This is a genomic window from Sphingobium olei, from assembly GCF_042678845.1.
GTDB classification, from domain to species: Bacteria; Pseudomonadota; Alphaproteobacteria; order Sphingomonadales; family Sphingomonadaceae; genus Sphingobium; species Sphingobium olei.
On the sequence record NZ_JBHTLS010000125.1, the window covers coordinates 1 to 24,049 of the forward strand.

Genomic DNA, 24,049 nt, shown 5'->3' on the forward strand with positions numbered 1-24,049 from the left:
CAGGCGGTTAAGGCGCGGGCGATCCATCGGGACGGGCGAGCGAAAAGCGGTGTTCGTCGAGCCGGTTGAGGGTCCAGCCCTGCGAGGCGGCCAGCGCCTCAAGCTCGGTCGGGGCGACAGGATCGTCCGCCTCGATCACGATGGCCGCTACCTCACGAAGGGCGCGGGCCGCCCGCAACGCCGGCCAGGGGCATTTCATCCCCCGCGCGTTGACGATGAGCGGAGCGGCGTCACTTGTTGCCATAGGGGTTCTTGGCGCTGCGCAGCGTCAGGCGCACCGGCACCGCACCGAAGCCCAGTTCCTTGCGGATGCCGTTCACCAGATAGCGGCGATAGCTTTCGGGCAGTTCGTCGAGCCGCGTGCCGAACAGCACGAAGGTCGGCGGACGGGTCTTGTTCTGGGTAATGTAGCGCAGCTTGATCCGCTTGCCGCCAGGAGCAGGCGGGGGATTTGCTTCCAGCGCGCGCTCGAACCAGCGGTTGAGGACGCCGGTCGAGATGCGCTGCGACCAGGCGGTGCGGGTTTCGAAGGCAACGTGGATCAGGTCGTCCAGACCCTTGCCGGTGGCGGCGGAGACGGTCATGATCGGCACCCCGCGCACCTGCGCCAGGCCATCGTCCAGCGCCTTCTTGATGCCCTGATAGAGCGCCGACCCGTTTTCGACCGTGTCCCATTTGTTGAGCGCGATCACGAGCGCGCGCCCTTCCTCCAGCACCTTGTCCGCGATGCGCAGATCCTGCGCCTCCAGCCCGCGCGTCGAATCGAGCAGCAGCACGACGACTTCGGCGAAGTTCACGGCGTTCAGGCCATCGCTGACGGCGAGCTTTTCCAGCTTGTCCTGCACCTTGGCGCGCTTGCGCATGCCCGCAGTGTCGATCAGGCGGACGGGGCGCTCGACCCCCTCCCGGCTGGTCCAGGACCAGTCGACGGCGATGCTGTCGCGCGTGATGCCGGCTTCCGGGCCGGTCAGCAGCCGGTTTTCGCCCAGCAGCCGATTGATGAGCGTCGACTTGCCCGCGTTAGGGCGGCCGACGATCGCGAGCTTAAGTGGCGCGCTTTCGTCATCCTCGTAAAATTCCTTCTCCTCCTCCGCATCCTCTCGCTCCAGATGCGGCAGCAGCGCCTGGAACAGGTCGGCAAGACCCTGTCCATGTTCGGCGGAAAAGGGGATGGGTTCGCCAAGGCCGAGGCCGAACGCCTCCATGACGCCGGGGTCTGCCGCCTTGCCCTCCGCCTTGTTGGCGACCAGCACCACCGGCGCGTCATTGGCGCGCAGCCAGCGGGCGATTTCCTCGTCCAGCGGGGTGATGCCCGCCCGCGCGTCGATCATGAACAGCGCGACATCGCAATTGTCGACCGCCGCTTCGGTCTGGATGCGCATCCGGCCGGGCAGGGATTGGGGGTCTTCATCCTCGTAACCGGCGGTGTCGATGATGGTGAAGTCGAGGCCAAGAAGGTGTGCCTCGCCCTCCCGCCGGTCGCGGGTCACGCCGGGCTGGTCGTCCACCAGTGCCAGCTTCTTGCCGACCAACCGGTTGAACAGGGTGGACTTGCCCACATTGGGGCGTCCGACGATGGCTACCGTGGGCAGCATGCCCGTTTCCTTCCAAAATCATCACGTCATCAAAACAGCGCACCCGCGCAGGCCGGGCCTGCGCGGGTGCGCCGCATAACATATCGGGGGCGTTAGCGGAACGCCGTCAGCTTCCCGTCGTCGGCCAGGACGTAAAGGATGTTGTTGGCGACGATGGGCGACAGCGACATGGACCGGTCTAGATCCTGCGTCGATTGCACCGCGCCGGTGGCGGGATCGGCATAGACCATCTCGCCCCGGGTCGACACCACGATCAGTTTGCCGCCCGCGAGAACGGGACCGGTCCAGCGGATCGCCTTGTCCTTCTTCTTTTCCTTCTGCCAGCGGCGCAGCTGGCTGACCCAGCGGATCTTGCCGGTGGCGCGCGCGACGCAGAGCAGGCGCGCGTCGCTGGTGACGGCGAACACCCATTCGCCCGCGACCCACGGCGTGGAGATCCCGGCGATGTTGATTTCCCACAGGCGCTGGCCGCTGGTCAGTTCATAGGAGGCCATGCGGCCGCCCTGGCCGATGGCGAACACGCGCCCGCGATCGATCACCGGATCGGCGTCGATATCGGTCAGCGTCGCCACCGCGGTCGAGATGCTGGTGCGCGACAGCGCGTCGCCCCATAGGCTGCGGCCGTTTTCATAGCGATAGGCGCTGATTTCGCCCGAGCTGTAGCCCGCGATCACGGTGCCCTGCGCCGCGGCCGGCGCGGCGACGCCGAAGATGCCGGTGACCTGCAGCGTGCCGCTATCGGTCCACTGGGTTTCGCCGTCGCTCTGGTTCAGCGCGAACACCTGGTTGTCCTGGCCCATCACATAGACGTGGCCGTTTTCCAGCGTCGGCGCGCCGCGCAACGGGCCGCCCAGATGCTTTTTCCAGATGATCTTGCCGGTCGCCGCCTCCAGCGCGGCGACGTCGCCGATGCCCGTGCTGGCGAAGAGGCGATCGCCAAGAACGCTGACGCCGCCGCCGAACAGCGCGCGGCCATTGCCCTTGCCATCGGCTGGCAGGCTGGTCTGCCACAGCTTCGACCCGCTTGCCGCATCGAAGGCAATGACATGGGCACCGCTGTCGATCACGAACAGCTTCCCGCCCGACACGACGGGCGAAGCAGCGAGGCGTGCCTGCGGGGTGCTGCCCTCGATCGAGGCCGTCCAGATCTGCGCCGGCGATCCGCCGAGCGAGACATGGCCCATCGCCTTGGACGGGCCGCCGCCGGGCTGCGACCATTCTTCATTGACGTAGGGCGCGGGCAGGCTGACCGGCACATCCGCCAGGGTCGGGTCCGCCTCGACCCCCTGTTCATTGTTGAGGATCGAAACGCGGTTGCCCACGACCGGGGTCTTGGGGCCGCCCTTCTTGCCGCCGACGATGCCGCACCCGGCCAGCAGCGCGATCATCGCCGCTGCCGTCACGCTGCGCCCCAGAGGCGACAGGCTCTTCATGCTCACCATCCGCTCGATTATCCTTCGTTCGGCTCAGCCGGAATCTCGACCGCGTCAATCCCCATGACGCCTGCCATCTGACGCGCGCGTGAACGGATCGAGTCCGGAACGCCCGCATCCTTCGCCATCGCCGCGAACATGGGGCCGGCGAGGTCCGACTTGCCCATCTTCACATAGGCCAGCGCCACCAGTTCGCCCGCACTGCCGAACCAGGGCGCGCCTTCGACCGCCAGCGGCTTCAACCGGTCCACCACCTGCTGGGGCTTCAGGCTGTCGAATTCGAGCGCGGTCTGCCGGATCAGCGCCAGATCGCGATAGGGCTGGTCCAGGCCACTGTCCGCCGCCATCGCTGCATAGATGGCGACCGCCCCCTTGGTATCGCCCTTACGCGATGCGACGCCTGCCTTGGTCAGCAGCGCGGCGGCGCGATAGCCCGGCTGGTCGGCCTGCGTCAGCGCGTCCAGCGCCTTGGCATCCGGCGTACCGCCGCCGATCGCGGCCGCGAGCACCGTATCCACCTGCTCAGAGGTCGCTTCCGACTGCGTCTTGACATGATGCTGCCAGTAGAGCCAGCCGCCAAAGGCCGCTAGGCCCAGCACGATCGCCGCCAGCAGCAGGCGGCCATAACGCTGCCAGAAGGTCAGAAGCTGGTCCTGGCGGACGGCCTCGTCGACCTCGCGCATGAAGACTTCGCTGTTTTGCGGCGTCAGGGCCACGATATACTCCGGAACATGGATCAGAAACGTGCGGACGGAAGGCGCGATCAATAGCGGCGCTTATGCCACAGGCAAATCACTTTTTGGGGCGATAGACCTGTTCTTCGGTCGGGAAGCTGCGGGCCCGCACATCGGCGGCATATTGTTCGGCGGCGGCGCTGATGGTCGCGGCGATATTCTCGAACCGTTTGACGAAGCGCGGCACCCGGTCGAACATGCCCAGCATGTCTTCCGTCACCAGCACCTGCCCGTCGCAACGGGCCGATGCGCCGATGCCGATGACGGGGATGGCGACGCTGTCGGTGACGGCGACGGCGATCTCCTCCATCACCCCTTCGATCACCAAACCGAACGCCCCGGCATCCGCCACCGCCTTTGCGTCTGCCACGATCTTGGCATGTTCCGCCTTGCTCTTGCCGCGCGCGCCATAGCCGCCCAGCGCGTTGACCGCCTGCGGCGTCAGCCCGACATGGCCCATCACCGGGATGCCCCGCTGGCTGAGGAACGCGATGGTTTCGGCCATGGCCACGCCGCCCTCCAGCTTCACGCCCGCCGCGCCGGTTTCCGCCATGATGCGGCTGGCGCTGGCGAAGGCCTGCGCCGGCGAGGCTTCGTAAGCACCGAAGGGCATGTCGACGAGGACGAGGCTGTGATAGCTGCCGCGCACCACCGCCGCGCCATGGGCGATCATCATGTCCAGCGTGACTGCCAGGGTGGAAGGCAGGCCGTAAATTACCTGGCCCAGCGAATCGCCCACCAGCAGCATGTCGCAATGCGGATCGAGCAACTGCGCCTGCCGCGCGGTATAGGCGGTCAGCATCACCAGCGGGTCGGCGGTCCTGCCGTCGACCTTGCGCCGCTGGATCGCGGGTACGGTCAGCCGCTTCATCGGCGCGGGCGTCGGATTGGCCCGGCTGGTCGCGGTGTCAAGGGTGAAGGTCGTGGACATGCGACGCGCTCTACCGCAGCGCGACGCCCCGCGCAAATGGGGCGGCCCAGCTGGCCGCCCCGTCCGTGCGATCAGAAGGAGACCTTGATCGTGCCGCCCCAGGTCTGCGGATCGCCCACCTGGCCGGCGATCAGGCCGACATTGCCCGGCGCGACCTGAAGATTCTCGATATAGTCGACGTCGAAGACGTTGCGGACCCACCCGAACACATCGAACCCTTCGCCGCGGAAGCCGGCACGCAGGTTGGTGAGGGCATAGCCCTTGACCTCCGTATAGATGGACGGCGACGCGTTCGAGTTCCAGTGCGAGCGATAATTGCCATCGACGCCCAGATAGACCTGTCCGTCCTTGTCGAGGAGGTGGGCGGGAATGTTATATTCCGCGCCGTAGGAGAAGGCCCATTTGGACACGCCCGGCAGCCGCTGGCCGGAAATGTCGCAATTGGGGCGGCTGAAGGACGGGTTGGCCGCCGTGCCGGCCTGTCCCGCAGGGCTCCACTGCGCGGCGTTGGTGGTGACCGTACCGCCGGCCAGTTCCGGCGGACAAGGCGCGTCGACGAACTTCTTGTACTTGGCGTCGGTATAGGCGCCGTTCGCGTAGGCGGTGAAGCGGTCGCTGACGAGGATCTTGAAGTCCGCCTCGATGCCCTGCGAGCGGACCTTCTGTGCGTTGGCGAGATAGCCGCGCAGCACGCCGAACTGGCCGTTGTTCACCGTCGCCTGGAAATTCTTGATCTCCGTGCGGAAGGCGGTGAGGTTGAAGGTCGCGCGGCGATCGAGGAACTGGGTCTTGAGGCCCGCCTCGAAATGGTTGACCGACTCCGGCTTCACCGTACCCGCGCTCAGGATCGGCTGGTTGTTGGCGTCGAGCGGCAGGCCGTTCTGGTTGATGCCGACCGTCTTGAAGCTCTTGGCATAGGTGGCATAGGCCAGCACGTCCGGCGCGATCTTGTAGTTGATGTTGAAGTCGTAGGTGAAGTTCCAGTCGCTGGCCGAGGGCGCGCTGATCTGCGGCTGGTATACGCCGCACTGCGCCGCAAGGACCGCGTTGCCGGCCGTCGCTGCGGGCGCGCAGCTGGCGATTACCTGACCCGATCCGGTCGTAACCACGCGCTGGTAGAAGCCCGACTTCTTGTCATAGTTGATCCGCGCGCCCGGCTGGATCGTCAGTTCGGGCGTGACCTTCCAGCTCAGCTGGCCGAACAGCGCGGCGCTGGTGCTTTTGAGATACTGGGTGTTGCTGGCGGTCAGGCCGTTGAGGATGCCGGCGTTGATCTGCGCCGCGTTGGTCAGGCTCCAGCGGCTGGCATCCGCACCCTGCGATTCGACGCCCTGCGTGTCGATCCGCTGCTTGAAGCCGAACAGGCCGACCACGAAGTCGATGTCCTGGCTTTCGTAATTGTAGCGGAATTCCTGGCTATACTGGTCCTGCTGCGACGGGTTCTGCGAACGGGCGACGATGGACAGGCCAGTGAAGTCGCGGTCGTTTTCCGGCTTCCAATCCCAGAAGCGCCAGGCGCTGACGGAGGTCAGCGTGCCCGGCCCCACGTCCCACTTCACCTTCAGCGAGGCGCCGCCGATCTTGTTGCCGGCATTGAGGTTGCTGTCGAGGTCGGAGAGGCGATCATAGGGATTGCGGCTGGGCACCTGATAATTGCGGCCGGCGGCGTTGGCGGCCGCGACCAGCGCATCATATTGACGGGTCAGTAGCCGCTGCGTCGTGCCCACGCGCACGAAGGTGGTGCCGCAGCATTCCGGATCCTGGCGGCTGTAATCGCCGGACAGGGTGATGCTGAGATCTTCCGTGGGCTGGAACAGCAATTGCGCGCGCAGCCCGAGATTGTCCTGTTCGTTGATCCAGCGCCTGGTCGCGACATTGTAGAGCGTGCCGCGCCGGCTGGTGGTGGCGACGGCGACGCGCGCCGCGACAGTTTCCGACAAGGGGCCGGAAATCGCGGCCTTCGCCTGCTTGTAGTTGAGGTTGCCGGCGGTCACCTCGGCCCGGCCCTCGAAATCGAAAGTCGGCTGGTTGGTGGTGATGTTGATCGCGCCGGCGGTCGTGTTCTTGCCGTACAGCGTGCCCTGCGGCCCACGCAGCACTTCCACCTGCGCGACGTCGAGGAAATCGAAGGTCGCGGCGGCGACGCGGCTGTTATAGACGTCATCGACATAGATGCCGACGCCCTGCTCGAACCCGTCGCTGGTCAGGCCGAAGGGCACGCCCAGGCCGCGGATGTTGACCGATGTGTTGCGCGGGTTGGTGGTATAGACCTGAAGCGTTGGTGCAAGCTGCTGCAGCTTCACCACGTTGAAATTGCCGGTCGCCTCAATGCTGTCGCCGCGGATGACCGAGATGGCGAGCGGCACCTGCTGCGCAGTTTCCTGGCGGCGGCGAGCGGTGACGACGATCACGTCGCCGCGCGGCGATCCGCTGGTGGCTCCCTGTTCCGGCGCAGCTTGAGCGGGCGCGGGCTCCTGCGCGGATGCGGCCGACGCAATGAAGCAAAGGCCCGCGACGCCGGCCAGCAATATGGTACGCGCAATCATGTCATTCCCCTTGTTCCGGATGTCCGGTGGACGATTGGGGGGCTTCCCTGTGTCACCTGCCGGTCCCCCGAGCCGCAGGCCGCCGCGCCGGTTCGCGCGGACTTGGTATCAGGCCGGCGATGCCGGTCAGGCGGTCAGCCGCGTCTTTTCCGTGACGTCGATCTGGACCACGCGGGAGTCGTGCACGGTGAGCGTGATCGACCCGAAGCGCAGCCCTTCCAGTACGTCGCGCACTTTCTCGATGCTTGCGATGATATCGCCGCGCTGGCCTTCCGGGCGGGCGTGGCGGATGTCGATCGGTCTGTGTTCGCTCATAGGCACCTCATGCTGCCTTCCTTATCTCAACCTCAAAGATAGACAAAAAAGCAAAATTAAGGGGCGCGCAAGTTTGTCTTGTCGCGCCCCTTCGGGGGGTGAGCCTTATGGATGCATGGCTTGGGAAGGCCGCGCTTCCTTCACGGTCAGCGGCAAGGCGGGGCGCATCTGCCGCGCGGCGGAGGCCTGTTCGCGCGCATTGTCGATAAGCTGTTCCAGCAGCGACTGGCCGAACTGCCAGTCGCCAAGGCCGGAATCGGCGTTTATGTGGCCCGCATAGCCGGCATCGACGAACTGGCTGCCCCAATTCTTGCCGATGCTGTGCGCCCGTTCGAAGAAGATATAGGGGTCGTCGCGGCTGGCCACCATGATCGACGGGAAGGGAAGCTGGGCGCGCGGCGTCGGGCCAAAGCCGCCGATCGTCTCGGGCGTTTCCATCCGGTCGCAATCGGGCGGTGCGACCAGCAGCGCGCCGGTAACGGGCCAGCCATAGGCCTGGCTCTGAAGCGCGCCCCACCAGGCGACCGCCATGCAGCCCAGGCTGTGCGCGGCCAGAATGACCGGCGCGTTGGCCTCGCGAATCGCGGTGTCCAGGCGCGTGACCCAGGCGTTGCGGTTCGGACTGGCCCAGCTGCCAAGATCGACCCGTTGACAGTCGCCGCGCCGTTCGTCCCACAAAGTCTGCCAGTGACCCGGTCCGCTATTGTTAAGGCCGGGGATCGTCAGCACCACCGGCTGGCGCGCATCACCCGAGAAACCGAATCGCTCCATCGTCTGATCCTCATCCTTGTCCGAGCCTCTCAAGATAAATCTATGCAAACGGTAGACAATGGGTCAGCGGTGAAATGTGGTGAAATTTGGGCAGTTGGAAAAAGGGCGATGACGGCCCGTTCGCGGTGGCGGTTTCACCCCGCGACAGCCCTCACCAAGGATAGATCATCCCATAATATTGGTAGACGCTGCGGCCATAATCCTCATCATAGCGGGGATCCTCGCCCGCCCCGTGGCGCGGCGCATGTTCGAGCAGCCGCTTGTCCAGATCGACGACATAACCGCCCTGCTGCGTGTCATAGTGCAGCATCGACCAGGGCAGGGGATAATGATCCTGCCCGATCCCCAGGAAGCCGCCGAAGGACAGGACGGCATAGCGGACCTGGCCGCTTGCCTTGTCCACCATGAAGCGGGCGATCTGACCGAGATGGTCGCCCTGTCGGTTGAAGACCGCCGTGCCCTCCACCCGGTCGGACGCGATCAGATCGCCCTGATGGGCCGGAATGTCGATCATCGTCACGCTCCTGCATCAATTGCGCTATTCTATGGCAACCATGGGGAGCCCGGCGGGTTCCTCCGGTTCATCATCAAAGGAGCAGAGGCAATGAAGATCAATCGCAGCGGTTCGGCGGTCTGGACGGGCGGCCTCAAGGACGGAAAGGGCGCGATCTCGACCCAGAGCGGGGCGCTCAGCGCCTATCCCTATGGTTTTGCCGCGCGGTTCGAGGGGCAGCCGGGCAGCAATCCGGAGGAACTGATCGCGGCGGCGCATGCGTCCTGCTTCACCATGGCGCTCTCCCTCATCCTGGGCGAGGCGGGGCTGACAGCCGAGAAGATGGAGACGAACGCCGTCGTCACGCTGGAGCAACAGGATGGCGGCTTTGCCGTCACCGCCAGCCGCCTGACGCTGAAGGCCACCATCCCCGGCGCGGACGACGCCACCTTCCAGGAACTGGCCGGCAAGGCCAAGGCGAATTGCCCGATTTCCAAGCTGCTGAAGGCGGAGATCAGCCTTGAGGCGGAACTGCTGAACTGACGACCGGCGGCTCCTTCAAAGGGTATCTGGCGCGGACATGCTCGCGCCAGGCGATATAGAGGCCGCTGGCGATGATGAGGACCGCCCCGATCCATGTCGTTGCCATCGGCCATCCTTCGCCGATGAATGCGCCGAGCAGCGTGGTCCAGATGATCGCACTGTAATCCATCGGCAGCACGACCGACACCGGACCATAACGCAGGGCGGCGGTCAGCAGAATTTGCGCCGTCCCGCCGACTACGCCGATGACGAACAGCAGGCCCCAGGTCGCCGCATCATGCGGCTGTGCGAAGAACAGCATGGCAAGCCCGAGCGGCGCCATCGACAGCAGGGTGAACCAGAATACGACCGTGCCGGCCTGTTCCGTGCGGCCGAGTTCGCGCAGCACTAGGCTCACCATCGCGGTCAACACGGCGGCGGCGAGCGCCACCGCGACGCCTTCCGCCGGGAAATGACCCGCGTCCGGGCGAACCATCACCAGTACCCCGGCAAAACCCAGCAGCACCGCACCCCAGCGATGAATGCCCGTTGCTTCCCGCAGAATGAGGGCGGACAGAATCGTGCCGAAAATCGGCATGGTGAAGCCGATCGTCGCCGCTTCGGCCGGGGGCAGCAGGATATAGGACAAGAAATTCAGGATCATGCCGATGAGGCCGATGGTCATCCGCGTCGCATGGACGCCGATGCGTCGGGTGCGGATCGATCCGACGCCGGTGGTCAGCGCGACCGTGGCGAACACGACCGGCAGCGCGATCAGCTGGCGATAGAAGGCCGTTTCGATCAGGTTTACGCCATGGTTGGCAGCGATCCGGCCGGTGACGAACATGATCGAGAGGCAAAGGACCGCCATCAGGCGCAGCGCCATCGCCAGCAGCGGGCGATGCGGACGAGATGCGGGGGCGGCGGTCACGCCACCCCCTTAGCCCGGCAGCGCCGCAGCGCAACCGGGCCATTTGTCATTTTGTGGGCTGGAGCGGCTTGCGGAATTTGAGCGTCATGCGGTCGCTTTCGCCGATGGCGAGATATTTCGCCTTGTCCACGTCCTTCTGGGTCAGGACGGGCGGCAGGGTCCAGACGCCCTTGGGCCAATCCGCCGTATCCTTGGGGTTCGCATTGACTTCGGACGCGCCGACAAATTCGAAGCCAGCCTCCTGCGCAATGCGGCGGATGGTCGAGACCTTGAGATAGCCGCTGGTCTTTTCCAGCGCGGTGTCGCGCCCTTCAGGCAGGCGGTGATCGACCACGCCCAGCGTACCGCCGGGCTTCAGCATGGTGTAGAAGGCCTTGAACGTAGCCGCCTCCGTTCCGCCCATCACCATGTTGTGGACGTTGCGGAAGGTCAGCACGGTATCGACCGTGCCGGCGGGAATCGTCGTCACCTCGTCCGGATAGGCAACTACTTTCACTTTGCCATAGACATCGGGCTTGGCGGCGATGAAGCTCTTGTATCCGTCCAGCCCGCGGCCGCCCGGTTGCAGCGCGTAGAAAGTACCGGATTTTGCGAGCAGCGGAGCCAGGATTTCGGAGTACCAGCCGCCGCTCGGCGCATATTCGACCACGGTCTGCCCCGGCTTCACGCCGAAGAAGGCCAGCGTTTCAGCCGGATGCCGATATTTGTCGCGCGCGATATTGGCGGGCGTGCGGCTGGGGGCGGCGATCGACGCGGCGATCGGATCGGCGGCCTTGCCATGGTGGCCGGCATGTTGGGCGACGGCGGCACCCAGCGGCACCAGCATGGCGGCGAGGGCGAGCGGAACGAGACGGTTCATCGGGAATCCTCTCTCTAGGGGGAGAAGAGGATGTGCCCCGCCCGGACGGGCGAGGCAAGTCAAACCGGCAGCTTGGCGCTTACAGACAGGCTTCGAGGAAGGGCTGGTCGAAGCCGAACATGCGCGCCTTGTCGAGCGTGTAGGGGCGCAGGCCCATGGAGCGATATTCGCCCACGATCTTACCGCTGTCATCCTCGTCATGATATTCGAACTTGAACAGTTCCTGCGTGACGATGACGTCGCCTTCCATGCCGATGACTTCGGTGATGTTGGTGACGCGGCGTGACCCGTCGCGCAGGCGCTTCACCTGCACGATCAGGTCGACCGAATCGGCGATCTGCTTGGAAATGGCTTCCTTGGGAATCTTGATGTCGCCCATCAGGATCATGTTTTCCATACGGCCCAGACACTCGCGAGGCGAGTTGCTGTGCAGCGTACACATGGAGCCGTCATGGCCCGTGTTCATCGCGGCGAGCAGGTCGAAACATTCCGCGCCACGAATTTCGCCCAGGATGATGCGGTCGGGGCGCATACGCAGGGCGTTCTTGACGAGATCGCCGATGGTGATCGCGCCCTGCCCCTCCAGGTTCGGCGGGCGGGTTTCGAGCGGCAGCCAGTGCGGCTGCTGCAAGCGCAATTCCGCCGCGTCCTCGATGGTCAGCACGCGCTCGCCCGGATCGATCATCTTCGACAGGGCATTGAGCATCGTCGTCTTGCCCGAGCCGGTGCCGCCCGAAATCACGATGTTGAACCGGCACGCGCCCGCGATCTTCAGTGCGGTCGCCATCTTCGGCGACATGGCGCCCCACTGGGCGAGCATGTCGATGGTGATCGGCTTGGCCGAGAATTTACGGATGGAGATGGCGGTGCCACGCAGCGAGAGCGGCGGCACGATCACGTTGACGCGGCTTCCGTCGGGCAGGCGGGCGTCGGCCAGCGGCGTGGTCTGGTCGACGCGGCGTCCGACCTTGTTCACGATGCGCTGTGCGATCTGGAACAGATGCTCCTCGTCCCGGAACTTGATCGGCGCGATCTGGAGCTTGCCCTTCTTTTCGATATAGGTCTGCTCCGGGCCGTTGACCATGATGTCGCTGACGTCCGGGTCGGCCAGCAACTCTTCGAGCGGGCCAAGGCCCAGCAGCTCGTCGACCAGCACCTTTTCGAGCGCAAACTGCTCGCGCCGGTTCAGCGTCAGTTTGAGTTCGGCCAGCACTTCCATGATGATCGGGCGGAATTCCTCCGCCAGCTCATCCTTGGTGAGGGTCGCCGCGGCTTCGGGATCGACGCGTTCGAGCAGGCGTGGAAGCACCTGTTCCTTGATCTTATGGACGCTCGCCTCGAACCCGGTGGGGCCGGCGTCCTGAACATGCTCGGCATTGGCGCGTTCGGACAGGCGCGACATGGCGTCGGCGTTGCGCTGCATCTGGCTGGTCGGCGCCGCCAGCGGATCGAACGGCGTTTCGCCAGGCAGGGATGCGATGTCGAGGGGCGGGAACTGGTCTCCGCCGCGCGGCAATTCCTCGCGCGGGGCAGGGCCGCCCTGCATCGGCCGGGCTACGCCGAAGCCGGGCTTGATGCCGGCAGGTCCATTCTTCCGTCCAAAGGCGCTCATGATTCTCCGCCGCTTTGCCGGACCGAGCCCATGCCGATGGCCGCCGATCCGTTAGGGTTCGGAAAGGTGAATAAGACGGAAACTTTGATAAAAGGCTAATGTCGCAGGGCTGGTCAGGCTGACGGATTGTGACCGGGGCCTCCCGGCAAGACGAAAGCCGCGCCCCTTGCGGAACGCGGCTTCGTTTCGATCATAGACGCGGGAGGGAAATCAACCGGCCTTTTCAGCGAGAACCGTCAGGCCCTTTTCATTCACCTCGGCAAAGCCGCCCTCGACCGGGATGGTCTCCGGTGCGGCGCCCGCGCTGGCGTAGACCTGGATCGCGCCGTCGCGCACGGTGGACATGAAGGGCGCATGGCCTTCCAGCACGCCGAAGTCGCCCTCGGTGCCGGGGACGACCACCTGATAGACCTCTGCCGAGCGGACGAGCTTTTCCGGAGTCACAAGTTCGAAATGCAGTGCCATCAACTAAACTCCCCCCTCCCTGTCAGGGAGGGGCCGGGGGTGGGCGCGATTGCACCGCAATCGCCTACTACCTTGCGGGATAGGTCGATGTTCGCTGCGCTCATCACCCACCCCAACCCCTCCCTTGAAAGGGAGGGGCGATATTGCTGTTGCTTACGCCGCTTCCGCAGCCAGCTTCTTGGCCTTTTCGACTGCCTCGTCGATGCCGCCGACCATGTAGAAGGCGTTTTCGGGCAGATGGTCATATTCGCCCTCGACCACCGCCTTGAACGAGCGGACGGTGTCTTCGATCTGGACGAACTTGCCGCTGATGCCGGTGAAGACTTCGGCGACGTGGAAGGGCTGCGACAGGAACTTCTGGATCTTGCGCGCGCGCGCGACGGTCAGCTTGTCCTCTTCGGACAGCTCGTCCATGCCCAGAATGGCGATGATGTCCTGAAGCGACTTGTACTTCTGCAGGATCGACTGGACCGCGCGGGCGGTGTCATAATGTTCCTGGCCCACGGTGCGCGGCTCCAGCACGCGGCTGGTGGAGTCGAGCGGATCGACCGCCGGGTAGATGCCGAGTTCGGAAATGGCGCGGTTGAGCACGGTCGTCGCATCGAGGTGCGCGAACGAGGTCGCCGGCGCCGGGTCGGTCAAGTCGTCCGCGGGGACGTAGACGGCCTGCACCGAGGTGATCGAGCCCTTGTTGGTCGAGGTGATGCGCTCCTGCAGCGCGCCCATGTCGGTCGACAGGGTCGGCTGATAGCCCACGGCCGAGGGAATGCGGCCGAGCAGCGCCGACACTTCAGCGCCTGCCTGGGTAAAGCGGAAGATGTTGTCGACGAAGAACAGCACGTCCTGGTTTTCGACGTCGCGGAAATATTCGGCGATGGTCAGGCCCGAAAGGGCGACGCGGGCACGCGCGCCCGGCGGTTCGTTCATCTGGCCGTAGACCAGCGCGACCTTGGAGCCTTCGGAAATGGCGTTGCCGTCCGCGTCCTTGGCGATGACGCCCGCGTCGAGGAATTCGTGATAGAGGTCGTTGCCCTCGCGCGTCCGCTCACCCACGCCCGCGAAGACGGAGGTGCCGCCATGGCCCTTCGCGATATTGTTGATGAGTTCCTGGATCAGCACGGTCTTGCCTACGCCCGCGCCGCCGAACAGGCCGATCTTGCCGCCCTTCGCATAAGGGGCGAGCAGGTCGATGACCTTGATGCCGGTGACGAGGATCGAGGCGTCGGTCGACTGGTCAACGAACTCGGGGGCCTTGGCGTGGATCGGTGACTTGAGGTCAGTGGCGACCGGGCCGCGCTCGTCGATCGGCTCACCCACCACGTTCAGGATGCGGCCGAGCGTCGCGGGGCCGACAGGCACGCTGATCTGCGCGCCGGTATCGGTCACTTCCTGACCTCGGGTCAGACCGTCGGTCGAGTCCATCGCGATGGTGCGGACGGTGTTTTCGCCGAGATGCTGGGCGACTTCCAGCACCAGCCGCTGTCCGTTGTTGCTGGTTTCCAGCGCCGACAGGATTGCCGGGAGCGCATCGGGGAAGGTCACGTCGACGACGGCGCCGATGACCTGCGAAATGCGGCCTACATTGTTGGTGGTTGCCATGACTGCTGTCCTTGCCTGCACTTAAAGGGCTTCGGCGCCCGAGATGATTTCGACGAGTTCGGTGGTGATCGCGGCCTGGCGGCTGCGGTTATACTGGATGGTCAGCTTGTTGATGAGGTCGCCGGCGTTGCGGGTCGCATTGTCCATCGCGGTCATCGACGCGCCCTGTTCCGACGCATTGTTTTCCAGCAGCGCCTTGAAGATCTGCACCGTCACGTTGCGCGGCAGCAGGTCGTCCAGGATCGCTTCCTCGCTCGGTTCATATTCCACCGTCGCGGCGATGGCGTTGCGGTCGGCGGTCTCCGGAATCTTGACCGGGATGATCTGCTGCTCGGTCGGGATTTGCGCCAGCGCCGATTTGAAGCGGGAATAGAAGAGGTGGGCGACGTCGAACTTGCCGTCGAGGAACATGGTGCTCAGTTCTTGCGCCACTGCCTGGGCCTGCGAGAAGCCGGGTTCCTTGGCGCCAGTGGTGTCGAACTGCGCCACGATCTTGCCGGGATAGGCGCGGTTGATGACCGGGCGGCCCTTGCGGCCGATCAGGTAGAAGATGACCTTCTTGCCGTCGAGTTCCAGCGCGCGCGCCTTGGCCAGTGCAGCCTTGACGATGTTCGCGTTGAACGCGCCGGCAAGGCCGCGGTCGCTATTGGCGACCACCAGCAGATGCACGTCGTCCTTGCCCGTGCCCGCCAGCAGCGGAGACGCGCCTTCGCCCGATCCGCCGGCGATCTTGGTGGCGAGGCTCGCCACCACCGCTTCGAGGCGCTCGCTATAGGGACGCGCGGCCTCGGCGGCGGCTTGCGCCTTGCGCAGCTTCGCGGCGGCGACCATCTGCTTCGCCTTGGTGATCTTCTGGGTCGACTTGACCGACCCGATCCGAATTTTCAGTTCCTTGAGGCTGGGCATATTGCACCCTTCATGGCGTCGCCCCGGACGAACCGGAGCGGCGCATAACGTCTATCAAGCGAAAGTCTTGCCGAATGCGTCGAGCGCGGCCTTGAGCTTGCCCTTCGCGTCGTCGCCCAGATCCTTGCTGTCGCGAATCGCCGCCAGCACTTCGGGGTGATCGTGGCGCAGATAGGCCAGCATCAGTTCCTCGTAACGGGTCACGTCCTTGACCGCGACCGAGTCGAGATAGCCGTTGGTGCCCGCGAAGATCGACGCGGTCTGCTCCTCGAAGGGCAGGGGCGAGAACTGCGCCTGCTTCAGCAGCTCAGTGAGCCGTGCGCCACGGTTCAGCAGCTTCTGGGTCGAGGCGTCGAGATCCGAGCCGAACTGGGCGAAGGCCGCCATTTCGCGATACTGCGCCAGCTCCAGCTTGATCGAGCCGGAAACCTTCTTCATCGCCTTCGTCTGCGCGGCGGAACCGACGCGCGACACCGACAGGCCCACGTTGATGGCCGGGCGGATGCCCTGGTAGAAGAGGTTGGTTTCAAGGAAGATCTGGCCGTCGGTGATCGAGATCACGTTGGTCGGGATGTAAGCCGACACGTCGCCCGCCTGCGTCTCGATGATCGGCAGAGCGGTCAGCGAGCCCGCGCCGTTGGCGTCGTTCATCTTGGCCGCGCGCTCCAGCAGGCGGCTGTGCAGATAGAAAACGTCGCCCGGATAGGCTTCGCGGCCCGGCGGGCGACGCAGCAGCAGCGACATCTGGCGATAGGCGACAGCCTGCTTGGAAAGATCGTCATAGACGATGACCGCGTGCATGCCGTTGTCGCGGAAATATTCGCCCATCGTGACGCCGGTATAGGGCGCGAGATACTGAAGCGGGGCGGGCTCCGAAGCGGTCGCGGCGACGACGATGGAATATTCCATCGCGCCATTCTCTTCGAGCTGCTTCACGATCTGCGCGACGGTCGAGCGCTTCTGGCCGACCGCGACGTAGATGCAATAGAGCTTCTTGCTCTCGTCGTCGCCCGCGTTGATCCCCTTCTGGTTGATGAAGGTGTCGATCGCGACGGCGGTCTTGCCGGTCTGGCGGTCGCCGATGATCAGTTCGCGCTGGCCACGGCCAACGGGCACCAGGGCGTCGATGGCCTTGAGGCCGGTCTGCACGGGCTCGTGCACCGACTTGCGGGGGATGATGCCCGGTGCCTTCACTTCCACGCGCTTGCGTTCGGTGTACTGGATCGGACCCTTGCCGTCGATCGGATTGCCCAGGCCATCCACGACGCGGCCGAGCAGGCCCTTGCCCACCGGCACGTCAACGATGGTGCCGGTGCGCTTGACGGTGTCGCCTTCCTTGATCTCGGCGTCGGAGCCGAAGATCACGACGCCGACATTGTCGGCTTCCAGGTTCAGCGCCATGCCCTGCACGCCGTTGGCGAACTCGACCATCTCGCCGGCCTGGACATTGTCGAGGCCGTGGACGCGGGCGATGCCGTCACCCACGGTCAGCACGGTGCCGACTTCGCTCACTTGTGCTTCGGTGCCGAAATTGGCGATCTGGTCCTTAATGACCTTCGAAATTTCTGCGGCGTTGATATCCATGTTCAGCCTTTCATCGCCAGGGCGAGCGTATTCAAACAGGTACGGATAGAAGAATCGATCATTTGGCTGCCGATCTTGACGACCAGCCCGCCTAGGATCGCGGGATCGACCTTCGCGTCGATCGCAACCTCGCGGCCGGCGCGCGCGCGCAGGCTGCGGGCGAGCGCCGCCACCTGATCGCCGTCGAGCGGGTGGGCGCTGGTCACTTCGGCGCGGGCCTCGCCCTTGTGATTCGACAGCAGCGTTTCATAGGCGCGGATCACCGCCGGCAACTGGGCGAGGCGGCGGTTCTGCGCCAGCACACCCAGGAATTTCGTCGTCAGCGCGTCGATTCCCATGGAGGATGCCACGGCCGCGATCGTCTTGCCCGCTGCATCCCGGCTCAGCACCGGGCTGTTGATCAGGCCCTTCAAATCGGGCGATTCGGCCAGCGCGGCCTTGAGCGCGCGCAGGCTGTCCGCCACGGTGTCGAGCGATTGTGCGTCGCGGGCCAGATCGAACAGCGCCACCGCGTAGCGGCCGCTGAGGCTGGCCTGAATACCGCCGCTAGTCTCCACGCGCTTATCGTCCTCCGTTGACTATGCGGCGCTTGCCACGCCGGTCATGCAAAAAGAGGGCGCGGTCTGATCCCGTCCCGAGCCCCTGTCGACGGGCCGGTTAGCAGTGCCATTATGACTATGCAAGTCATGTGACGCGATTCGACCGAAAGGCGGAAATGCGCGCCAAAATCGACCGGCCGTTGCCGCCCGCCCGAATCGCTCAGGGTGCTGGATCGGACGGGGCGAGCCGTCCCTTCTGGCAATGATAGACGATGCGCTCGTTGGGCTGCGCCGGCAGCAGGGCCGCGACGTCATTCCGCAGCGTCGCGATGCGCGCGAGCAGGTCGGCGTCGGCGGCGCAGCCCTTCACCGGCTTGTCCTTGGTCAGCGCGCGGACCTTGTCCATCGTGTCGAGATCGGGCAGCCAGCGCTGAACGCGCAGCGTCCCGGTGGCGGGGTCGAACTGGCTGTCGGTGACGTAATTGCCTTCGTCCGGCACGCCGGTCCGCTGCCATTGCGATCCGGCGGAGACATATTGGGTGCCGCCGTCCACGCATCCGCCCTCGGCCCAGTTGAAGCCGATGTCGCTGGGCTGCGACACCGTCAGCCGGCTGCGGTTGAGGTCGACCTTGCAGACATTGTCGCCCGCCCAGGCGAAGGCCCCGTTGCTGGTGACGCCGCCATCCTGGGGCAGCTTCACCCGATCGTCGATGCTGGAAAAGCTGGGCTTGAGGAAGAAGAGGCCAAGCGCCGCGATCAGCAGCACGCCGCCGCCCGCCAGGAACCAGGTCGACTGCTTCTCCTTGCCCTGGGTGTAGAAGAGGCCGCCTGCGCCCAGGCCCAGCACCGCCAGCGCCAGCAGCACGGCCGCGCCCGCCATCGCATTTTCGCGCGCGGTAATGACGTCGCGCTCGGCATCGTCGCGCGCCTTCGCCAGCGCCTGGTCGCGCGCCTGTGCGCTGGCGCGGTCCTTCTGTTCGCTCGCCTGCGCCTCGCGCTGGGTCAGGGATGCTTCCGCGGCGTCTGCTTCCGCCATGGAGCGGCAGGGGACGACGGTGTGGAGCGATGAGACGCCCGCCTGCCGCAGGAAGGACGCGACCTCCCGCCAGGACACCGCGAAGCCGAACTCCGCGTCATTGCCGTCCGACACCGACCCGAAGCTGTTGACGCCCAGCACCCTGCCGCAATCGTCGACCAGCGGGCCGCCGCTATTGCCCGCCGCGAGCGGCGCGGTGTGCAGGATCGTGTCGAAGCTCTGGCTGGCGCGGCCCGACGAGATGTTGCCGCTGGTCTTGACGGTCGCCAGCGGCTCGACCAGCTGCTTGAGGCCGAGGCCCTGCGCCCGGTCGACTGTGCCGGGATAGCCGATGGCGGTCACATGGCTGCCGTCGCTCACCGCCCCGGCATAGAAGGTGCTGACCGGCAGCCGCCCTTCCTCCAGCTGGATGAGCGCCAGGTCGTTGCCCGGCGAATAGGCGATGATGCGCCCGCCATAGGTCTTCGTCCCTTCGGACGGGATGACGCCGATGACGAGGTTCTTTTCCTCGCGAGCCAGTTCGACGACATGGGCATTGGTCAATACCTTGTCCGGCGCAACGGCAAAGCCGCTGCCATGGCCCACGAAGTAGGCGTCCGATCCGTCCGTCGCGACCAGCGCGACGCGCACCACCCCGCGCGCCGCGGCGGCGATGTCCTGCTGTTCCGCAAGCGAAACGGACGGCGCGGCGAGCGCGAGAGCGAAGCCGAAGAGGATGGCGAGGCGGCGGCGAAGGGCGTGCATAGGTTCGCGCATCCATATTGAAACCCGTCGGCCGTGCAATCGGGAAATGGTGGAATGCCCCGCAAGGCAGGCGGGCTTTTGAGCGCAAGCGGCGGGAAGCGTGGCAGGAGGGGACGGTTTATCGCATAAGGCCATGACCCATATGACTCGCCTGATCCCGCCCATTCCCGACGATGACACCTGCTGGCAGGCCTTCCTGGCCCGCGACCGGGCGATGGACGGCCGCTTCGTCGGCTGCGTCTCGACGACCGGCATCTATTGCAAGCCAAGCTGCGGCGCGCGCCACCCCCGGCGGGAAAATATGCGCTTCCTGCCCGATCCGGTTGCCGCGCGGGCGGCGGGCTTCCGCGCCTGCCTGCGCTGCCGACCGGACGAGGTGGGGCGCGACAGGCTGGCGGTGGATGCGGCCGTCGCCCTCATTCGGGCGGCCGAGGAAATTCCGGCGCTCGACGCCTTGGCCGCGCATGTCGGCTATGCCCCGCATCATTTCCATCGCCTCTTCAAGCGGCAAACGGGGCTGACGCCGGCCGGATATGCGCGCTCCTTGCGCGCCGATCGGCTGAAGGCGGCGCTGGGGCAGGGGGGCAGCATCACCGACGCCATCTATGAAGCGGGCTACAGCGCGCCCAGCCGCGCCTATGCCGACGCGCAGCGGCACCTGGGGATGACGCCCAGCGCCTGGAAGGATGGCGGACGCGGCGTCGCGATTCGCTGGCGGACGGTCGACACCAGCCTTGGCCCGGTGCTGGTCGCCGCGACGACGAAGGGCCTGTGTCGCATCAGCTTCGGCGAGGGCGAGGCGGAACTGCGCGCGCATTTCCCGAAGGCGGACATCCTTCCCGCCGACGCCGCGTTGGACGCAATGGCGCAGGCGGTGGCCGCGCTGGTGGAAAACCCAGCCGCGCCGCCCGACCTGCCGATGGACGTGGGCGGAACCGCGTTCCAGCAGGCGGTGTGGGCAGCCCTGCGCGCGATCCCGCCCGGCGAGACGCGCAGCTATGCGGAGCTTGCGGCCGCGGCCGGGCGTCCCGCCGCGACCCGTGCTGCGGGCAGCGCGTGCGGGGACAACAGCCTTGCCGTGCTCATCCCCTGCCACCGCATCCTGCGCAGCGACGGCTCGCTCGGCGGCTATGCCTGGGGGCTGGAGCGCAAACGGGCGCTGCTGGACCGGGAACGGGGCGAATAGAGGAAAAGACGGCAGAAAAGGTGGTCACGCCCGAGGCAAAGGCCGGAAGTCCCGCACCCGCTTCATGACGGCGGCGCGCTGCGCGTCGGTCATGCTGCGCCAGTGGACGATCTCGTCGATCGTCCGCCCGCATCCTGTGCATGTCCGGCGCGTGGCGTCCAGCGCGCAGAGATTGCGGCAGGGCGTTTCCATCACATGAAGCTGTAGGGATCGACGTCCACCGCGACCCGCGTGCCCGATTTCCAGGCGAGATTGCCCAGCCATTCGCGGATTGCGCCCTGCACGTCCACCTGCCTGTTGGCATGGATCAGCAGCCGGTGCCGATGCCGTCCGCGCAGCACGGAAAGGGGCGCCGGAGCGGGACCATAGACGCGCATCCCATCGATCACAGGCGCGGACTTGCCGATCAGCCGCGCGGTCTGCGCGGCTTCGTCGGCATCCTCGCTCGACACGATGATCGCGGCGAAGCGGCCGAAGGGCGGGGCGTTGGCGCGGCGGCGGTTTTCCGTCTCAACATCGTAGAAGCGCGCGCTGTCGCCGTCGATCAGCGCCTTGATAACCTCGCTTTCGGGCATCCGCGTCTGGATGAAGACGCGGCCCGGCTTCTCCCCGCGCCCCGCGCGCCCCGCGACCTGCACGATCTGCTGGAAGGTCCGCTCCGCCGCCCTCAGGTCGCCGCCCTCCAGCCCCAAGTCCGCGTCGATCACGCCTACCAGCGTCAGGTTGGGGAAATGATAGCCCTTCGTTACCAGCTGCGTGCCGATGATGATATCGACGTCCCCCGCCTCCACCGACTTCACGAAATCGGCGACCTTCGCCGGTGACCAGAGCGTGTCCGACGTGACGATGGCGGTGCGCGCGTCGGGCCACAGCGCCTTCACCTCGTCCGCGATCCGCTCGACGCCCGGCCCGCAGGCGACCAGCGAATCCTCCTCCTTGCATTCGGGGCAATGGCGGGGCGCAGGCGTCACATGGCCGCAATGGTGGCAGGCGAGCCGATGGGTCAGCCGATGCTCCACCATCCAGGCGGTGCAGTTGGGGCACTGGAAGCGATAGCCGCAATGACGGCACAGCGTCAGCGGCGCATAGCCGCGCCGGTTGAGGAAGAGCAGGCTCTGTTCGCCCTTGGCGCGGGTTTCGTTGATGGCCTTGACCAGCTCGGGCGCGATCCAGCGGCCCCGCTCCGGCGGATCGGTCAGCAGGTTGATGCCATGTATGTCCGGCATCTCCGCCCCGCCATAGCGCGACGGCAGCTTGATCTCGGCATAGCGGCCCAGTTCCACCTGGTGCCGCGTCTCGATGGCCGGCGTGGCGGACGCAAGGATAACGGGGAATTTCTCGATCAGCCCGCGCATCACCGCCACGTCGCGGGCGTGATAATGGACGCCGTCCTCCTGCTTGAAGCTCGCCTCATGCGCTTCGTCCACGACGATGAGGCCAAGGTTCGGATAGGGGAGGAACAGCGCGGATCGCGCGCCCACCACCACCTGCGCCTGCCCGCTCGCGATGGCGCGCCATGCCCGCCGCCGCTCGCTCTGGCGCAGGCCGCTGTGCCAGTTGACGGGGATCGTGCCGAAGCGTTTTTCGAACCGTTCGAGAAAAGGCTCGGTCAGCGCGATTTCCGGCAGCAGCACCAGCACCTGCCGCCCCGCCCGGATCGCAGCGGCGATCGCCTCGAAATAGACCTCCGTCTTGCCGGAGCCCGTCACGCCGTCGAGCAGGAAGGGCGCGAAATCACGGGCGCGCACCGCATCCGCCATCGTTCCCGCTGCCGTCGCCTGCGCGTCCGACAAAGCTGGCGGCGCATGATCTGGATCGGGCAGGGGGAAGGGCGTGTCGACGCTCACTTCCACCGCCTCGAAAATATCCTGCTTGATGAGGCCGCGGATCACCGCGTCGCTCACCCCGCCGATCATCGCCAGTTCGCGGATCAATCCCTGTCGCTCGCCGATCCGCTCCAGCGCTTGGGCGCGCTGTTCGGTCATGCGCTCGGGCACGGCGCCGGTCGCCCGATATTCGATGACGGTTCGCGCCCCTTCCAGCGCTGACATGGACGACAGCGCCATGCGCAGCACTGCGGCGGGGGGGCTGAGATAATAGTCCGCCGTCCATTCGATCAGCCGCCGGAGCGGGTCGGGCAGCGGCGGCGCGTCCACCACCTCCAGCAGGTTGCGCAGCCGGTTGTCGCCCACGCTCTCCACATCTGGGAAACTCTCCTCCTCCCACACCACGCCGATCAGCTGGCGCGGACCCAGCGGCGCGACGACGATGCTGCCCGGCTCCACGCGCATCCCATGGGGCACGCGATAGTCGAGGGGGCCAAGGGCGGCATTGAGCAGGAGGACACGGGCGTGGGACATTTGCGACCCCATGTAGGACATGGGGGGCGGGGGACGCTATAGGCGCTGCCAACGAATCACTTTTCGCCTTTGAGGGGACGACCCATGAAATTCTTCGTCGACACCGCCGACATCGCCGAAATCCGCGAGCTGGAGGCAACCGGCCTGCTCGACGGCGTCACCACCAACCCCACGCTCATCCACAAGTCGGGCCGCAAGTTCCTGGAAGTGATCGAGGAGATTTGCGGCGTGGTGGACGGTCCCGTGTCCGCCGAAGTCGTCGCGCTCGACCATGAGACGATGATGAAGGAAGCCGAGATCCTGCGGAAGATCGCCGACAATGTCTGCATCAAGGTGCCGCTGACCATCGACGGCCTCAAGACCTGCAAGGCGCTGACCGGTGAGGGCACGCAGGTGAACGTCACGCTCTGCTTTTCCGCCAATCAGGCGCTGCTGGCGGCGAAGGCGGGCGCGACCTTCATCTCGCCCTTCGTCGGCCGGCACGACGACAACGGCTTCGACGGGCTGCAACTGATCGAGGACATTCGCCTCATCTACGACAATTACAGCTTCAAGACCGAAATCCTGGCCGCGTCGCTGCGCCACCCGATACACGTCCTCGACTGCGCGAAGATCGGCGCGGACGTCATCACCGCGCCGCCCGCCGTCATCAAGATGCTGTCGAAGCATGTGCTGACCGACAAGGGGCTCGACGCCTTCGCCGCCGACTGGGCGAAGACCGGCCAGACGATCCTCTGACCTGAGCGGCTGGCGACCCCGGCAGGATTCGAACCTGCGACCATTCGCTTAGAAGGCGAATGCTCTATCCAACTGAGCTACGGGGCCGTTCACCGGTCCCGATAGCGGGCGATGCCGTCGCTTGCAATCGCCCAGCCAGCCGATAAGCAT

General features: G+C 65.8%; 23 protein-coding genes and 1 tRNA gene. 3 read left to right on the forward strand and 21 right to left on the reverse strand.

Annotated elements, in window-relative coordinates; translation table 11 throughout:
- Window positions 1-7: 7 nt before the first annotated feature.
- From ACFQ24_RS11320 to ACFQ24_RS11360, 9 genes are all read right to left on the reverse strand, one after another.
- Window positions 8-244 carry a sulfurtransferase TusA family protein gene (locus ACFQ24_RS11320; protein WP_380911241.1) on the reverse strand — a complete coding sequence of 79 codons (237 nt, stop codon included), beginning with the start codon at window positions 242-244 and terminating at the stop codon, window positions 8-10.
- A complete protein-coding gene (gene der / locus ACFQ24_RS11325) occupies window positions 231-1,595 on the reverse strand; it encodes a ribosome biogenesis GTPase Der (RefSeq protein ID WP_380911243.1) in 1,365 nt (454 codons plus the stop codon). The genes ACFQ24_RS11320 and der overlap by 14 nt, the downstream gene beginning before the upstream one ends.
- Before the next feature lie 92 nt (window positions 1,596-1,687).
- The gene (locus ACFQ24_RS11330; protein ID WP_380911245.1) at window positions 1,688-3,037 is read right to left on the reverse strand and encodes an outer membrane protein assembly factor BamB family protein; all 1,350 of its coding nucleotides are present in this window, start codon (window positions 3,035-3,037) and stop codon (window positions 1,688-1,690) included.
- An 8-nt stretch (window positions 3,038-3,045) separates the two neighbouring features.
- Entirely contained in the window at window positions 3,046-3,744 is a 699-nt protein-coding gene (locus ACFQ24_RS11335) for a tetratricopeptide repeat protein (RefSeq protein ID WP_380911440.1), read from the reverse strand.
- A gap of 76 nt (window positions 3,745-3,820) precedes the next feature.
- Complete coding sequence (panB, locus tag ACFQ24_RS11340) at window positions 3,821-4,693, reverse strand: 3-methyl-2-oxobutanoate hydroxymethyltransferase (RefSeq protein WP_380911247.1); 873 nt, start codon at window positions 4,691-4,693, stop codon at window positions 3,821-3,823.
- A 71-nt stretch (window positions 4,694-4,764) separates the two neighbouring features.
- A complete protein-coding gene (locus tag ACFQ24_RS11345; RefSeq protein WP_380911249.1) occupies window positions 4,765-7,239 on the reverse strand; it encodes a TonB-dependent receptor in 2,475 nt (824 codons plus the stop codon).
- 126 nt (window positions 7,240-7,365) lie between these two features.
- A complete protein-coding gene (locus ACFQ24_RS11350) occupies window positions 7,366-7,554 on the reverse strand; it encodes a YezD family protein (RefSeq protein WP_380911251.1) in 189 nt (62 codons plus the stop codon).
- Window positions 7,555-7,659: 105 nt separating this feature from the next.
- Window positions 7,660-8,325 (reverse strand): RBBP9/YdeN family alpha/beta hydrolase, encoded by a 666-nt coding sequence (locus tag ACFQ24_RS11355; protein ID WP_380911253.1) that lies wholly within the window; start codon window positions 8,323-8,325, stop codon window positions 7,660-7,662.
- Between the two features lie 151 nt (window positions 8,326-8,476).
- Window positions 8,477-8,839 carry a PRC-barrel domain-containing protein gene (locus tag ACFQ24_RS11360; RefSeq protein WP_380911255.1) on the reverse strand — a complete coding sequence of 121 codons (363 nt, stop codon included), beginning with the start codon at window positions 8,837-8,839 and terminating at the stop codon, window positions 8,477-8,479.
- A 90-nt stretch (window positions 8,840-8,929) separates the two neighbouring features.
- Between ACFQ24_RS11360 and ACFQ24_RS11365 the strand changes: the two genes are divergently transcribed.
- The gene (locus ACFQ24_RS11365) at window positions 8,930-9,361 is read left to right on the forward strand and encodes an OsmC family protein (protein ID WP_380911257.1); all 432 of its coding nucleotides are present in this window, start codon (window positions 8,930-8,932) and stop codon (window positions 9,359-9,361) included.
- On the opposite strand, the gene ACFQ24_RS11370 is transcribed toward ACFQ24_RS11365, so the two are convergent.
- From ACFQ24_RS11370 to ACFQ24_RS11410, 9 genes are all read right to left on the reverse strand, one after another.
- Window positions 9,333-10,226: a DMT family transporter gene (locus ACFQ24_RS11370; protein ID WP_380911442.1), complete on the reverse strand. Its 894-nt coding sequence runs from the start codon at window positions 10,224-10,226 to the stop codon at window positions 9,333-9,335. The genes ACFQ24_RS11365 and ACFQ24_RS11370 overlap by 29 nt on opposite strands.
- 91 nt (window positions 10,227-10,317) lie before the next feature.
- Window positions 10,318-11,130, reverse strand: coding sequence for a class I SAM-dependent methyltransferase (locus tag ACFQ24_RS11375; protein WP_380911259.1), 813 nt, complete (start codon window positions 11,128-11,130; stop codon window positions 10,318-10,320).
- Between the two features lie 79 nt (window positions 11,131-11,209).
- Window positions 11,210-12,742, reverse strand: a complete 1,533-nt coding sequence (locus tag ACFQ24_RS11380) for a CpaF family protein (RefSeq protein ID WP_380911260.1) — start codon at window positions 12,740-12,742, stop codon at window positions 11,210-11,212.
- Between the two features lie 210 nt (window positions 12,743-12,952).
- Window positions 12,953-13,207, reverse strand: coding sequence for an ATP synthase F1 subunit epsilon (locus tag ACFQ24_RS11385; protein ID WP_380911262.1), 255 nt, complete (start codon window positions 13,205-13,207; stop codon window positions 12,953-12,955).
- 153 nt (window positions 13,208-13,360) lie between these two features.
- Window positions 13,361-14,806, reverse strand: a complete 1,446-nt coding sequence (gene atpD, locus ACFQ24_RS11390; protein ID WP_380911264.1) for a F0F1 ATP synthase subunit beta — start codon at window positions 14,804-14,806, stop codon at window positions 13,361-13,363.
- Window positions 14,807-14,827: 21 nt separating this feature from the next.
- On the reverse strand, window positions 14,828-15,712 hold the full coding sequence (locus tag ACFQ24_RS11395; protein WP_380911265.1) for a F0F1 ATP synthase subunit gamma: 885 nt from the start codon (window positions 15,710-15,712) through the stop codon (window positions 14,828-14,830).
- A gap of 54 nt (window positions 15,713-15,766) precedes the next feature.
- On the reverse strand, window positions 15,767-17,296 hold the full coding sequence (gene atpA / locus ACFQ24_RS11400) for a F0F1 ATP synthase subunit alpha (protein ID WP_380911267.1): 1,530 nt from the start codon (window positions 17,294-17,296) through the stop codon (window positions 15,767-15,769).
- 2 nt (window positions 17,297-17,298) lie between these two features.
- Complete coding sequence (locus ACFQ24_RS11405) at window positions 17,299-17,853, reverse strand: F0F1 ATP synthase subunit delta (protein WP_380911268.1); 555 nt, start codon at window positions 17,851-17,853, stop codon at window positions 17,299-17,301.
- 202 nt (window positions 17,854-18,055) lie between these two features.
- Window positions 18,056-19,615, reverse strand: coding sequence for a S1C family serine protease (locus ACFQ24_RS11410; RefSeq protein WP_380911270.1), 1,560 nt, complete (start codon window positions 19,613-19,615; stop codon window positions 18,056-18,058).
- A 133-nt stretch (window positions 19,616-19,748) separates the two neighbouring features.
- Between ACFQ24_RS11410 and ada the strand changes: the two genes are divergently transcribed.
- The gene (ada, locus tag ACFQ24_RS11415; RefSeq protein WP_380911272.1) at window positions 19,749-20,801 is read left to right on the forward strand and encodes a bifunctional DNA-binding transcriptional regulator/O6-methylguanine-DNA methyltransferase Ada; all 1,053 of its coding nucleotides are present in this window, start codon (window positions 19,749-19,751) and stop codon (window positions 20,799-20,801) included.
- Between the two features lie 24 nt (window positions 20,802-20,825).
- Here the strand turns inward: ada and ACFQ24_RS11420 are convergent, their stop codons facing one another.
- On the reverse strand, window positions 20,826-20,993 hold the full coding sequence (locus ACFQ24_RS11420; protein WP_380911274.1) for a DUF1289 domain-containing protein: 168 nt from the start codon (window positions 20,991-20,993) through the stop codon (window positions 20,826-20,828).
- On the reverse strand, window positions 20,993-23,161 hold the full coding sequence (locus tag ACFQ24_RS11425) for a primosomal protein N' (protein WP_380911276.1): 2,169 nt from the start codon (window positions 23,159-23,161) through the stop codon (window positions 20,993-20,995). The genes ACFQ24_RS11420 and ACFQ24_RS11425 overlap by 1 nt, the downstream gene beginning before the upstream one ends.
- Before the next feature lie 84 nt (window positions 23,162-23,245).
- On the opposite strand from ACFQ24_RS11425, the gene fsa reads away from it, so the two are divergent.
- Window positions 23,246-23,899: a fructose-6-phosphate aldolase gene (gene fsa / locus ACFQ24_RS11430; RefSeq protein WP_380911278.1), complete on the forward strand. Its 654-nt coding sequence runs from the start codon at window positions 23,246-23,248 to the stop codon at window positions 23,897-23,899.
- A 10-nt stretch (window positions 23,900-23,909) separates the two neighbouring features.
- Here the strand turns inward: fsa and ACFQ24_RS11435 are convergent.
- Window positions 23,910-23,986, reverse strand: a tRNA-Arg gene (locus ACFQ24_RS11435).
- Window positions 23,987-24,049: the final 63 nt, after the last annotated feature.